This is a genomic window from Mesorhizobium kowhaii (assembly GCF_003253745.1).
In the GTDB taxonomy this organism is placed as follows: Bacteria; Pseudomonadota; Alphaproteobacteria; order Rhizobiales; family Rhizobiaceae; genus Mesorhizobium; species Mesorhizobium kowhaii.
In genome coordinates, this window is record NZ_MZXV01000076.1 from 253,647 (window position 1) to 266,648 (window position 13,002).

The 13,002-nt window shown below is 64.6% G+C and carries 14 protein-coding genes; 3 read left to right on the plus strand and 11 right to left on the minus strand.

The features are described 5' to 3' along the window. Nucleotides 1-16: 16 nt before the first annotated feature. On the minus strand, nucleotides 17-943 hold the full coding sequence (gene exbB, locus B5V02_RS34740; protein WP_111548570.1) for a tonB-system energizer ExbB: 927 nt from the start codon (nucleotides 941-943) through the stop codon (nucleotides 17-19). A 52-nt stretch (nucleotides 944-995) separates the two neighbouring features. Next, complete coding sequence (locus tag B5V02_RS34745) at nucleotides 996-1,793, minus strand: ATP-binding cassette domain-containing protein (RefSeq protein ID WP_111548453.1); 798 nt, start codon at nucleotides 1,791-1,793, stop codon at nucleotides 996-998. 75 nt (nucleotides 1,794-1,868) lie between these two features. On the opposite strand from B5V02_RS34745, the gene B5V02_RS40310 reads away from it, so the two are divergent. Beyond that, nucleotides 1,869-2,117: a hypothetical protein gene (locus B5V02_RS40310; RefSeq protein WP_146606209.1), complete on the plus strand. Its 249-nt coding sequence runs from the start codon at nucleotides 1,869-1,871 to the stop codon at nucleotides 2,115-2,117. Then, the gene (locus B5V02_RS34750; protein ID WP_111548572.1) at nucleotides 2,114-2,788 is read left to right on the plus strand and encodes a cysteine hydrolase family protein; all 675 of its coding nucleotides are present in this window, start codon (nucleotides 2,114-2,116) and stop codon (nucleotides 2,786-2,788) included. The genes B5V02_RS40310 and B5V02_RS34750 overlap by 4 nt, the downstream gene beginning before the upstream one ends. 16 nt (nucleotides 2,789-2,804) lie before the next feature. Here the strand turns inward: B5V02_RS34750 and B5V02_RS34755 are convergent, their stop codons facing one another. Together B5V02_RS34755 and B5V02_RS34760 are read right to left on the minus strand one after the other, a co-directional pair. Next, entirely contained in the window at nucleotides 2,805-3,755 is a 951-nt protein-coding gene (locus tag B5V02_RS34755; protein ID WP_111548571.1) for an LLM class flavin-dependent oxidoreductase, read from the minus strand. Nucleotides 3,756-3,893: 138 nt separating this feature from the next. Next, the gene (locus tag B5V02_RS34760) at nucleotides 3,894-4,049 is read right to left on the minus strand and encodes a hypothetical protein (RefSeq protein WP_111548454.1); all 156 of its coding nucleotides are present in this window, start codon (nucleotides 4,047-4,049) and stop codon (nucleotides 3,894-3,896) included. 291 nt (nucleotides 4,050-4,340) lie between these two features. Here B5V02_RS34760 and B5V02_RS34765 point away from each other — a divergent pair, with 291 nt between their 5' ends. Beyond that, nucleotides 4,341-5,108, plus strand: a complete 768-nt coding sequence (locus B5V02_RS34765; RefSeq protein WP_111548455.1) for an SDR family NAD(P)-dependent oxidoreductase — start codon at nucleotides 4,341-4,343, stop codon at nucleotides 5,106-5,108. Nucleotides 5,109-5,136: 28 nt separating this feature from the next. Here B5V02_RS34765 and B5V02_RS34770 read toward each other — a convergent pair whose 3' ends face one another. The 7 genes from B5V02_RS34770 to B5V02_RS34800 all read right to left on the minus strand — a co-directional run bounded on the left by B5V02_RS34770 (nucleotide 5,137) and on the right by B5V02_RS34800 (nucleotide 12,919). Then, the gene (locus B5V02_RS34770; protein WP_111548456.1) at nucleotides 5,137-6,081 is read right to left on the minus strand and encodes an ABC transporter permease; all 945 of its coding nucleotides are present in this window, start codon (nucleotides 6,079-6,081) and stop codon (nucleotides 5,137-5,139) included. Then, nucleotides 6,078-7,133, minus strand: a complete 1,056-nt coding sequence (locus B5V02_RS34775; protein ID WP_111548457.1) for an ABC transporter permease — start codon at nucleotides 7,131-7,133, stop codon at nucleotides 6,078-6,080. The genes B5V02_RS34770 and B5V02_RS34775 overlap by 4 nt, the downstream gene beginning before the upstream one ends. Next, entirely contained in the window at nucleotides 7,133-8,623 is a 1,491-nt protein-coding gene (locus B5V02_RS34780) for an ABC transporter ATP-binding protein (protein ID WP_111548458.1), read from the minus strand. Before B5V02_RS34780 ends, B5V02_RS34775 begins: the two co-directional genes overlap by 1 nt. A gap of 253 nt (nucleotides 8,624-8,876) precedes the next feature. Further along, nucleotides 8,877-9,908 (minus strand): BMP family protein, encoded by a 1,032-nt coding sequence (locus B5V02_RS34785; protein WP_111548459.1) that lies wholly within the window; start codon nucleotides 9,906-9,908, stop codon nucleotides 8,877-8,879. Nucleotides 9,909-10,060: 152 nt separating this feature from the next. After that, the gene (gene pcaF, locus B5V02_RS34790; RefSeq protein ID WP_111548573.1) at nucleotides 10,061-11,266 is read right to left on the minus strand and encodes a 3-oxoadipyl-CoA thiolase; all 1,206 of its coding nucleotides are present in this window, start codon (nucleotides 11,264-11,266) and stop codon (nucleotides 10,061-10,063) included. Nucleotide 11,267: 1 nt separating this feature from the next. Further along, nucleotides 11,268-12,065, minus strand: a complete 798-nt coding sequence (locus tag B5V02_RS34795) for a CoA-transferase subunit beta (RefSeq protein ID WP_111548460.1) — start codon at nucleotides 12,063-12,065, stop codon at nucleotides 11,268-11,270. Next, a complete protein-coding gene (locus tag B5V02_RS34800) occupies nucleotides 12,062-12,919 on the minus strand; it encodes a CoA transferase subunit A (protein WP_111548461.1) in 858 nt (285 codons plus the stop codon). Before B5V02_RS34800 ends, B5V02_RS34795 begins: the two co-directional genes overlap by 4 nt. Nucleotides 12,920-13,002 lie beyond the last annotated feature (83 nt).

Below are 13,002 nucleotides of genomic sequence, written 5' to 3' on the forward strand. Positions count from 1 at the left end.
CGCTAGTCCGCCGCCATCATTCCGCAGCCATCGCCGTTGCCGGCGCGACGATGCGGAAGTCGAGGTCACGGCTGACCAGCCGTTCGACCCCCGCCGAGGCATCGGCGAGGATCTGCCGGTAGCCGGCTATCGAGCGGGCAAAGACGTTGTAGATGACGACAGCCGGTATCGCCGCGACAAGGCCCATCGCCGTGGCCAGCAGCGCTTCGGCGATGCCAGGCGCGACCACGGCGAGATTGGTGGTCTGCGCCTGTGAGATGCCGATGAAGGCGTTCATGATGCCCCAGACGGTGCCGAACAGGCCGACGAAAGGGGCGGTCGAGCCGATCGTCGCCAGCAGGCCGGTGCCACGCGACATGCGCCGCGACGCCGCCGCCTCGATGCGCGACAGGCGCGAGGTGACCCGTTCCTTCAGCCCATCGCCCGAGACATGGTCGAGCGCTCCGGCCGAAAGCGCGGTCTCCTCCTCGGCCGCCCGCACCAGAAGCGCGCCGGGGCCGCCGCTGCGATCGAGCGCACGGCTGGCCTGCTTCAGCGTGGCGGCATCGCCGATCGCCCGGACGGCGCGACGGATGCGCAGCTTGCCGCCGAAGATTTCCAGCGATTTGGCCAGCCATATCGTCCAGGTGACAAGGGAGGCAAAGGCCAGTCCGATCATCACCGCCTTGACGATGATATCGGCCGCCATGAACATGCCCCATGGCGACAGATCATGCGGCAAGGTCAGTTCCATCGCCGTCGAAGGCCCTGCCTCGGCCGGCGTGTTCGGCTGGGCGCCTGGCTGCTGTTGCGCAGGCGCCACCGTGGCCGGCGGCGCGACTGCCGGCGCGGCAGGCGCCTCGATCGCGGGGGCGGCGCCGGCCGGTTGCTCCTGGGCCGTCGCACAGCCGGCCGACAGGATCACCGATGCGACCAACGCCGCCAACAAACCATTTCTCGACAACAGCTTCTTCCTTGTTCTCACAGCGGCCAGCCGCCACCACAGGCACGTCTCGTCACTGCACATAGCCGACCGGTTGGCCGGTGACGGGGTGCGCGAACACGCCCATCTCCACGCCGAAAATGCCTTTCAGCACATCGCTGCGCATGATTTCGCCGGGTGTGCCGCGTGTCAGCAGCTTGCCGTCCTTCAGCGCGATCAGCTCGTCGCAATAGCGCGCCGCCATGTTGGGATCGTGCAGCACGACGACGACGCAAAGGTCGCGTTTGCGACTGAGATCCCTGACCAGCCCAAGCACCTCGACCTGATGGGCGATGTCGAGCGCTGAGATCGGCTCGTCGAGCAGCATGACGCCGGCATTCTGCGCCACCAGCATAGCGAGCCAGGCGCGCTGGCGTTCGCCGCCGGACAATTCGTCCACCAGCCGCTCAGCGAAACCTTCCATGTCGGTCAGGGCTAGCGCCTCGTCGACATGCTGCCTGTCTTCCACGCGGAAACGGCCCAGCGCACCATGCCAGGGATAGCGCCCGAGCGTCGCCAGTTCGCGCACCGTAAGACCGGTCGCCGCCGGCGTCGTCTGCGGCAGATAGGCGAGCGCGCGGGCGAGTTCGCGGGCACCCCATTGCAGCAGCGGGCGCTTGGCGAAGGTGATGGCGCCTGAGCTTGCCGGCTGCTGGCGCGCGATGAGCTTGATCAGCGTCGACTTGCCCGACCCGTTATGGCCGATCAGCCCGTAGACACGCGAGCGCTCCAGTTCGAGCGAAACCGGACCGAGCAGCGTCCGCCCGCCGACAGCAAAGCGCACCGCGTCGATATGGAAGGCAGTCTGGGCATCAATTCCAGCCACGGTCATGGCTTCTCTCCAGCGCGACCGCCCGCATCTCCAGATTCTGGTTTCGGCAGGCCGATGCCCGATTGACTATGAAACATGACCTTACTAGTCAACATTGAAGATGACTGCAACGATCAACAATTCGTCGCGACCGTCAATATCGCCGCGAAATTCGGATCCGCACCGCCGGCATCTGCCGCCGGCTGCATGACGCCCGGCATCTGTTGTCGTCGCGTTGATGCAAAGTGGCTGGAGCAATTCCAGGAAAAGTGTGAAACGGTTTTCCGTCCGGAATTGCGTCAAGGCAAACTCGAGTGCCGGTCGAAAACTGGGAGCCAAAGATGATCAAGGCGACACCCTTCGACTTCCCCTATGATGGCAGGCTGGTGGCCGAAAACACCGCGCTTGTTGTCATCGACCTGCAGCAGGATTTCCTGTCAACGACTGGCTATTTCGCCAGGCAGGGATATGACCCCTCGCCGCTAAGGGCGATCCTGCCGACCGTGAACCGGCTGATTGCTGCCGGCCGCAAGGCCGGTGTCCGGATCATCCACACAAGGCAGGGCTATCGAGCCGACATGGCCGACATGACGCCTTACGAGAAATGGCGCCGCAAGCGCGCCGGGCTCGAAGGCACCGAAATCCTGCTTCGCTCGGGACCGGGGTTTCAGATCGTTCCGGAGATCGATGTCGCGCCGCAGGACATCATCGTCGACAAGACCTGCAACAGCGCCTTCACCTATACGGATTTCGAGCTTGTGCTGCGCGCGCAAGGCATCACGCATCTGATGTTTTCCGGCTGCACGACGGATGTCTGCGTCCACACCACGCTGCGCGAGGCCTGCGACCGCAATTTTCAGTGCCTGACGATCTCGGACGCTTGCGCCAGCGGCGACCAGAAGGCGCATGAGGCGGCGCTTCACATGGTGACAGTCGAGGACGGCGTCTTCGGCACGCTGACGGAGTCGAGCGCAGTTGTCGAAGGCCTGGCGCGGCTGAGTGGCGCGACAGGTTAACTCCAACGGCGCCTGCTCAGCCCGCTGCACGCGCCACTTGCGGCACGCGCGGCGCATATGCCCCAGGCTGCGGCACCTCCGCCTCGCGACGCGCCAGCGAATTGCGCAGCAGGGCGATCGTTTCGCGGCCGACCGTTGCGATCTCGCGCGGCGTGTCGACGCCGACAATCATGAATTCATCGATCCCGAGAGCCGCATAGGCAAGCAACGACAAGGCGGCCTGGGCTGGCGGCCCGGCAACATCGACCGCCTTGTGGCCGGTGGCGGCGGCAGCGCCCTGGTGAATCCTGACCGGAAGCGCAAAGCGCAGCTTGCCGGCCCGGCCATGTTCGGCGGCGGCGCCGCGCACCCGCTCCATCAGCTGCCGGACCTCGTCGATCGAGCCTGGCGCCAGTTCGAAGACATCGGCGTGCCGGCCGGCCACCTTGAGCGCCGTTCCGGACTGCCCGCCCATGCGGATGACCAGGTCGGCGCCGTGCGGACCCTTGCGCGGCACATAGCCGCCCTTGACGCTGTAGAACGCGCCTTCATGGTCGAACGGCCGGTCGTTCGACCACAGCCGTTTCAGCAGGACCAGATATTCGTCGATGCGCTGCCAGATGACGGTGTGCCCGACCGGCCGCGTTTCGGCATCGTCGTCGTTCAGCGGCTCGCTGATCATCCTGAGCGCCAGCCGTCCGCCGCTTTTCCTGTCGATCGACGCCAGCTGGCGGGCCGCCACCGTCGGTTCGACCACGCCCGCCCAGTGGGTGAGCACGACTTCCAGCGACGAGGTGCGGTCGAGCACCTGGGCTGCAAGATCCATATTGGTCAGCAGCCCGGCCGAATCGTCGACGACGATCTTCCTGAAGCCGCTATCCTCGACCAGCCCGAGCTTGGTCGCGGTCTCGGCAAAGTCGTAGAAAAAGGGAACGGCGGTACCAGCGGGATGAGTCTTTCCGGGAACATGCGTGAACTCGATCGGCATTGCCATCTCCTCCATCTCTGGAATCACTGATGCGGTGAAATTCGAATCCCAGCCGCGCGAAAGCGCACCGAGTATCCGGTTCACTCAACTCCGATTACCTGAAAGCGGCGGGTAGCTAACTCCGGTCGATCTGACGAGTCAGGGAATAAGGCCCAGAACAACGGCCCCGGTGAACACGAACGCAAGGGCAAAGACGAGATAGGCGAAGGCACCGGCATAGGCCGGGCGAAAGGCCTGAGCATTGGCCAGCCTCTGGCCGCTGCGATCCGTCTGGGCGTTCTGGATATAGGACATATCGACCTCCGTCTCGCTGGTTAATCTATAAAACTTGTAGACTTTGTCGATTGCTATTTTTTGACGATAGGCAGAAAGATTTTCTCATATCGAGCCGAAAATTGGCAACGGCTTGCTGAGAGGACGTGCTTGGGGCCACTGCTCAACATGGCCGCCCGCATTGCTCTGGGTCCTGGATGGACCGAAGTCCTTGTCTCCGCCGCACCCAATTCGTGCATTGGCCGCCCGGAGCGGGCGGGATAGCATCGCCCACTCGGCAAACACGAAATCGTCTGACAAGGGAGCAGAAAAATGGGCGCAAGACTGGTCGGCAAGGTCGCCATCATTTCAGGCGGTGCAACGGGAATGGGCGGCGCGGCCTCGGAGCTGTTCGCCGCGGAAGGCGCCAAGGTGGCGATCATCGACCGCAATGGCGAGGCGGCCGCTGCAACCGCGGCGGCGATACGCGCGCGGGGGCACAGCGCCGAACACTGGGTCGCCGACGTGTCCGATGAAGCCCAGGTCGAGGCCGCCGTGAAAGGCGCGACCGAAAAACTCGGCCCGGTCACCGTGCTGTTCAACCATGCCGGCACCATCGTCATCAAACCCTTCCTGGAGACGACCGTGCAGGAATGGGACTGGCTGCATGCCGTCAATGTGCGCTCGATGTTCCTGATGACACGCGCCGTGCTGCCCGGCATGATTGCCGCAGGCGGCGGTTCGATCGTCTGCACCTCGTCGATCTCGGCGGTGGCGGCAACGCCGATGGAAGTGCTCTATGACACCACCAAGGGCGCCTGCCACATGTTCGCGCGTGCCATAGCCGTCGAGTTCCGCGACCGCAACATCCGCTGCAACGCGGTCTGCCCCGGCTTCATCCGCACGCCGCACGGCCTGCGCGAGGTTGCTGATCTCGGCCGGCTCGGCGTCGACGTCTCCGACGCAGCACTGGCAGCGCAGCAGGGCCGGATCGGCGAGCCGGAAGAGGTGGCGAAGGCCGCGCTTTACCTGGCCAGCGACGAGGCCAGCTTCGTCACCGGTGCGCATCTGTTCGTCGACAACGGCTTTACCGCGATGTGACCAACGGAACGCTGACAGCCCCTGGCCGTCAGCGCTCCTCCCTGCGAAACGGCTTGAGCAGTGCCGACGGCGCCACCGCGTTGCGCGACATGACGGCCATGGCGACAATGGTGAAGATGAAAGGCAGCATAAGGAACGCCTCGTAGGGGATATGCCCCAGCCCGCTCGCCTGCATGCGCAACTGCAAGGCATCGACAAAGGCGAACAGCAGCGCCGCCCCCGCCGAACGCCACGGATCCCAGCGGCCGAACACGACCAGCGCGATTGCCACCCAGCCGCGGCCGGACACCACGCCGAAGGTGAAGGCGTTGAACTGCGCCATCGACAGGAAGGCGCCGGCCAGCCCTATCAGCGCACCGCCGAGAATAACCGCCTGGAAGCGCGTCGCGATGACGCTGACGCCGGCCGAATCGGCGGCGCGCGGATTTTCGCCGACCATGCGCACCGACAGGCCCCATGGCGTGCGGTAGAGCACGAAGGCGGCCAGCGGAATGGCAAGGATCGCCATGTAGACCAGCGCAAACTGGTTGAAAACCGCCGGCCCAAGCACCGGAATGCTCGACAGGACCGGGATCGGCAGCGTCTCGAACCCCTTGATACTAGGCGGCACCGATTGCTGGCCGAAGATCAGCCGGTAGAGAAAATAGGCGAGGCCCGACGAAAACAGTGTCACGCCAATGCCGCAGACATGCTGGCTCAGGCCCAGCGCAACGGTGAACAGTGCATGCAGCGCGCCCATCAGCATGCCGGTCAGCACGGCCGCCAACACGCCGAGCCACAGGCTGCCGCTAAGGCTGGTGGCGGTGAAGCCGGTCATCGCCGACAAGAGCATGATGCCTTCGATGCCGAGGTTGAGCACGCCGGCGCGCTCGGAGAACATTTCGCCGAGCGTGGCAAACGCCAGCGGCGTGGCGATGCGAATGATGGCGGCCAGGAAGCCGACCTGAAAAATCTGTTCGAACACGGCGCTCATCGGGCGGCTCCGACGCGGCGGATGCGGTAGGCGGTGAACAGCAGCGCCACCAGCATGGCGAGTAGCGCCGTGCCCTGGATGACATCGCTGAGGAAGGCCGGCACGCCGGTCGCCCGCGACATCGCTTCGGCGCCGGTCATCACCGCGGCCAGGAAGATCGCCGCCGGCACCACGCCAAGCGGATTGAGCCGCGCCAGCATGGCAACGACGATGCCGGAATAGCCGTAGCCCGGCGAGATGTCGCTCATCACCTGGAAATGCACGCCGCCGACTTCGCCGACACCGGCCAGCCCGGCAAGCGCGCCGGACAGCAGCGCGGTCGAGATCAGCACCCGCTCGACATGGATGCCGCCATAGCGCGCGGCTTCCGGATTCTCGCCGGTGACCCTGATCCTGAAGCCGAGCGTCGTGCGCACGATCAGGAACCAGATGACCGGTGCCGCGATCAGCGCCACGACAACACCGAGATGCAGCCGCGTGCCTTCGAGCAAAACCGGAAAATTCGCCGAATCCTCGATCGGTGGCGAGATCGGATAGCCGCTGAAACTGTCCTTCCACGGCCCCTCGATCAGCGCCATCAGCGCATAGTAGATGACCGAGTTGAGCAGCAGCGAACTGACCACGTCATCGACCTTGAATTTGACCCGCAGCGTCGCCGGCACCAGGGCGACGGCAGCGCCTGCGGCAGCCCCGGCCACCGCCATCAACAGCATGGCGAGCGGCCCCGGCATCGGGATCGCGCCGACAAAGCAGCTGGCGACAGCGCCGGCCAGCAATTGCCCCTCGGCACCGATGTTCCAGAATTTTGCCCGGAAGGCGACCGCCACCGCCAACCCGGTGAAGATCATCGGCGCAGCACGCACCATCGTTTCGGTGATCGCGTAGCTGTCGCCAAGCGAGGCGGTGAACATTACGCCATAGGCTTCGAGGACGCCGGCCCCGGCCAGCGCGATCAGGCCGCTGCACAGGACAAGCGTGGCTGCGATCGCCAGCAGCGGCAAAGCCAGATTGAACCAGGCCGGCGTCGAGGTGCGGACTTCCAGGCGGAACATCAGCTGTGGCCCTCCGCGCCGGTCATCATCAGCCCGAGCCGGGCCACCGTCGCATCGGCGCTGTCGAGCGTGCCGACGATGCGGCCTTCATACATCACCGCGATGCGGTCGCAGAGCACCAGCAGTTCCTCGAGATCCTCGCCGATAACGATGATGCCGCAGCCCTTGGCCCGCATGTCGAGGAATTTTTCGTGGATGAAGCGAGCAGCGCCGATGTCGAGCCCGCGCGTCGGCTGCGAGACAACAAGCACTTTCGGATCGAAGGCAAGCTCACGCGCCAGCAGCGCCTTCTGCAGATTGCCGCCGGACAGCGCCCCGGCGCGGGTCATCGGCCCGGGGCAGCGTATGTCATAGGCCTTGATCTGCGCCTCGGCGAAGGCGCGGATCGCATCCGGTTTGAGCAGGCCTTTGCTGCTGAACGCTGCCGTGCCGATGCGCGGCAGCACCATCGAATCGGCGAGCGGCAGATTGGTGACCAGCCCGGTCGTCATGCGGTCTTCCGGGATGCGACCGAGGCCAAGCGCCTGCACCTCGCGCGGCGAAAACCCAGACACTTTTTGGCCGGCGATGGTCATCCGACCGGCATCCGGCGCACGCGTGCCCGAGATCACCTCCGCAAGCGCCCGCTGGCCATTGCCCGAGACACCGGCAATGCCGAGGATCTCGCCAGCGCGGACGGAAAGCGATACGTCGCGTAGCGCCGTGCCCGAATGCTGCGATGTGGAAATTCCGTCGAGCGTCAGCACCGCCGCACCGGGCGTCGATGGCCCCCTCGCCGGCGGCACGATCTCGTGGCCGCACATCAGTTGCGCCATTGCGGCCGACGTCGTGTTGGCCGGGTCATCGACACGGCCGGCGACGCGGCCATGCCGCAGCACCGTGCAGCGATGCGTCAGCGCCCGTACCTCGTTGAGCTTGTGCGAAATGAAGATGATGCCGAGGCCCTGCGCCGCCATCGAGCGTAGCGCCGAAAACAGCCCGTCGACCTCGGTTGGCGCCAGCACCGCCGTCGGTTCGTCGAGGATCAAGAGCCTGGCACCGCGAAACAGCGCCTTGACGATTTCGAGCCGCTGCTGCTCGCCGACCGACAGCGCCGAGACCGGAAGGTCGGGATCGAGCGTCAGCCCATGCTGGCGGCGGATCTCGGCCAGCCGCGCCAACCCACCGGCGCGGTCGATCCGCCCCGATCTGCCGGGAATGCCGATGAGCAGATTTTCCAGCACCGTTAGTCGTGGTGCCAGATGGAAATGCTGGTGCACCATGCCGATACCGGCGGCCAGCGCATCGGCCGAACTGGTGATCCGCACCGGCTGGCCCTGGATGAAGATCTCGCCGGCGTCGGGCGCATAGGCGCCGAACAGCACGTTCATCAGCGTCGTCTTGCCGGCGCCGTTTTCGCCCAGCAGACCGAGGATCTCGCCCGGCGCGACGCTGAGGTCGACGACCTCGTTCGCCTTGACGGCGCCAAAGCTCTTGGTGATGCCGCGCATTTCGATGAGTGGGGCGGGCGTCGGCAAGGATACTCCTGATCGGAATTGGCTTTACGATTCAGCTTTGAGGGATGCGCTGCACCCCCCTCTGGCCTGCCGGCCATCTCCCCCTCGAGGGGGGAGATCAGCCTTCACTTATGTCAGTACTTTTCCTGCAAGAGATTTTCGACGGTAGAGACGACAGCCAATCTCCCCCCTTGAGGGGAGATGTCCGGCAGGACAGAGTGTGCGACAAGCACAGAACCCAAAAATGTTAATCCGAAACCGGCGTGTTCTCGTCGACGTCGACGCGGAAATTGCCTTCGAGGATTTCGGCCTTCTTCTTCTCGACCAGATCCTTGACCTCGGCGGGCAGCGTCTTGTCGAAATTATGGTAGGGCGCGAGATGCGAGCCGCCCTTGGCCATGCGCGAGAAATCGCCATAGTCCTGCGCCGTGAAGACGCCGGCCTTGACCAGCTTGATCGCCTGCTCGACCGTCGGATACATATCCCAGACCGGCCCGGTGATGACCGTGTCGGGGCCGAGGCTCGACTGGTCGGACATGTTGGAGATGGCGAAGATCTTCTTGTCCACCGCCGCTTCGATGACACCGAAACGCTCGGCATAGATGACGTCGACACCGGCGTCGATCTGGGCGACCGCGGCCTCCTTGGCCTTCGGCGGATCGAAGAAGGAGCCGATGAAGGCGACCTTCTTCTTGATGTTGGGGTTGACCTCCTTGGCGCCGGCAAAGAAGGCGTTGACCAGCCGGTTCACCTCCGGAATGCCCATCGCCGCGACGGCGCCGATCGTGCCCGATTTCGACATCTTGCCGGCGATCATGCCGGACAGATAGGCCGGCTCGTGGATCCAGTTGTCGAAGACGCCGAAATTCGGCTCCGCTGGTCCGGCGCCGGAGCCGAACAGGAAGGCGGTCTTCGGGAATTGCTTGGCGGTGCGGCGCGATTCACGCTCGGCGGCGAAGGCGTCGCCCAGCACCAGCTGGTAGCCGCCTTGCGCATATTCGCGCATGACGCGGCTGAAATCGGCGGTTTGCACCTTTTCCGACCATTTGTACTCGATGCCGAGTTCCTTAACGGCCTTCTGCAGGGCGACATGGATCTGGTTGTCCCATGGCTCCTCGATCGGCGTGGCGAAGATCGCCGCCACCTTCAGCTTCTTGTCCTTGCCGAAGGCGGCGCCCGGCAGCATCGCCGCAGCCAGGCCAAGCGCGCCCAGCTCGAGCACATTGCGTCGCGAAAGCCCTTCAGGTTTTATCTGGATTCTGGTCTTGCGGTTTTCCATTGCATTCCCCTCTGTTCGACAGCCGTGTCGAGCCGGCTGTTCGTGAAAATGTCAGACGAGGAACTATGGAACGGGTCCGGACTTTTGTCCACATGGTCAAATTTGACCGCCCGATCCAGCCTTGATCTTAGCCGGCCAAGAGAGGCTGCTGATCAAACCCGTTCGAGCGCAATCGCTATGCCCTGGCCGACGCCGATGCACATGGTTGCCAGCGCATAGCGGCCGCCGCGTTCGCGAAGCTCCAGCGCCGCCGTGCCGGATATGCGCGCGCCCGACATGCCCAAGGGATGGCCGAGCGCGATGGCGCCGCCATTTGGATTGACGTGCTCCGCATCCTCGGCAATACCGAGCTGGCGCAGCACGGCGATGCCTTGCGAGGCGAAGGCTTCGTTGAGCTCGATGACGTCGAATTGCTGCGGCGTCAGGCCGAGCCGCGCGCAGAGCCTTTGCGTCGCCGGCGCCGGCCCGATACCCATGATGCGTGGCGCCACACCGGCGGCTGCGCCACCAAGGATACGAGCGATCGGCGTCAGGCCGTATTTCTTCACCGCCGCTTCCGAGGCAACGATCAGCGCCGCCGCCCCGTCATTGACGCCGGAGGCATTGCCGGCCGTCACCGTGCCGCCTTGCCGGAACGGCGTCGGCAATTTGGCCAGCGCCTCGACCGTGGTGCCGGCGCGGGGATGCTCGTCCTTCAACACAACCACTGCGTCGCCCTTGCGCTGCGGGATCGTCACCGGGGTGATTTCCTTCGCCAGCCGGCCATTGGCCTGTGCGGCGACAGCCTTGTCCTGGCTGCGCACGGCAAAGGCGTCCTGGTCGGCGCGCGACACCGAAAAATCCTCGGCGACGTTCTCGCCGGTCTCCGGCATTGAATCGACGCCGTATTGCTTCTTCATCAGCGGATTGACGAAACGCCAGCCGATGGTGGTGTCGTAAATCTCGGCGTTGCGCGAAAACGCCGCGTCGGCCTTGGGCATGACGAAGGGCGCGCGGCTCATCGATTCGACGCCGCCTGATATCATCAGCTCCGCTTCACCGGCCTTGATGGCGCGCGCGGCGATGGTTAGCGCATCCATGCCGGAGCCGCACAGGCGATTGACCGTCGAGCCCGGGATCTCCTTCGGCAGGCCGGCCAGCAGCAGCGCCATGCGCGCCACGTTGCGGTTGTCCTCGCCGGCCTGGTTGGCGCAGCCATAGACGACGTCGTCGACCGCTTGCCAGTCGATGCCGGGATTGCGCTCGACCAGTGCTCTCAGGGGTATCGCGCCAAGGTCGTCGGCGCGCACCGAGGACAGCGAGCCGCCGAAGCGGCCGATCGGCGTGCGGATGTAATCGCAGATATAGGCCTCGGCCATGTCATGCAGCCTTTGCTTTTCCGCTTCCCTCATGCGCCGCCTTGGTGCGGGCCTGCAGGTCGCGCAATGTCGTCAGTTCGAGTTCGCTTGGCGCCGGTGTTTCGTCAAGCGCCTGCGCGAACTTTACCATCCAGCCACAGGTCTCCTGCACCTGCTGGCGCGTGACGCCGGGATGCAGCGACACGACCGTGAATTCCTTGGTCGCCGGGTCCGGTTTCCAGATGGCGAGATCGGTGATCAGCAAGGTCGGGCCAGCGGTGTCGATGCCGAGACGCTTTCGATGATCGCCGCCCTCGCCATGGCCGAAGGAGGTGAAGAAGTCGATCTTTTCGACCATGCCGCGCTTGGTCTGCGCCATGGTGATGTAGATCTCCTTCGACGACGTCGCGATCTCCGGTGCGCCGCCGCCGCCGGGCAGCCGGGTCTTGGGGTGGAAATAGTCGCCGATGACGGTGGTGTTGATGTTGCCGAACTTGTCGAGCTGGGCAGCACCCAAAAACCCGATCGAGATGCGGCCGCCCTGCAGCCAGTAGCGGAACATCTCCGGCACCGCGACGGTGGTGACCGCGGTTTCGCACAATTCGCCATCGCCGATCGACAGCGGCAGCACGTCTGGCGCGGTGCCGATCGTGCCGCTCTCATAGATCAAGGTGATGTCAGGCGCATGCGTCAGCCGCGCGACATTGCAGGCGGCGGACGGCGCGCCGATGCCAACGAAGCAGACATCGTCATTCCGCAGCGCGCGGCTGGCGGCGATCGTCATCATCTCGTTGGGGGTGAAGTCCGGATTGTCGCTCATGCCGCTTTCCTCAGATGCTCGACACGGGCCGCGAAATCGTCGGCGCTCTTTTCGATGACGTTCGCCTGCATCCACGCCTGGAATTTCTCCCGGTCGGCGGCGATCTCGTCCCATTCCAGATAGGCCGCATTGTCTCGCGCGTAATACCCATGCGCGTAGGACGGGTGCGACCCGCCGGGCACGACGGAGATCGCCGCGATCGTCCAACGCGGCAGCACGGTCAAATTGGGGTGCAGATCGTCGAAATTGTCGACCACTTCCTCCACCGTCACCACCGCGCGTTTGGCCGCCAGCACCGCTTCCTTCTGGATGCCGATGATGCCTTCGACCAGCACATTGCCGTTCCGGTCGGCCTTCTGCGCGTGGATGAAGGTGACATCGGGCCGGATCGAAGGGACGGCCGCAAGCACCTCGCCGGTGAACGGACAGGTGACCGACTTGATGTTCGGATTGACCGCCGCCAGCCCAGCGCCGCGATAGCCGCGAAACACCGCGCAGGGCAGGCCGGCAGCACCGGCTTCATAGGCATTGGCCATGCCGGCATGGCTGTGTTCCTCGATCTCGATCGATCTGGGAAAACCGTTCTCGATGGCGTCGCGAGCGCGCCGCAGCAGGCCGACGCCCGGATTGCCGACATAGGAGAAGACGATCTTCTTCGCCATGCCCATGCCGATCATCTGGTCGTAGATCAGGTCCGGCGTCATGCGGATCAGGGTCAGGTCGCGAAACCCCTGGCGGATCGCCTCATGCGCCGCCGCCGTCGGGATCAGATGGGTGAAGCCCTCGAAGGCGACCGCGTCACCATCATTCAGGTTCTCGGCCACGGCCTGTTTGAGCGGCAGGAACTTGACCATCGCATCGGCTCCGCGTCTTAGAAAGTTCGTATTGCGAACATATGTTTTGTATGCAATACTTTCTATGCTGAATGAGGGCATTG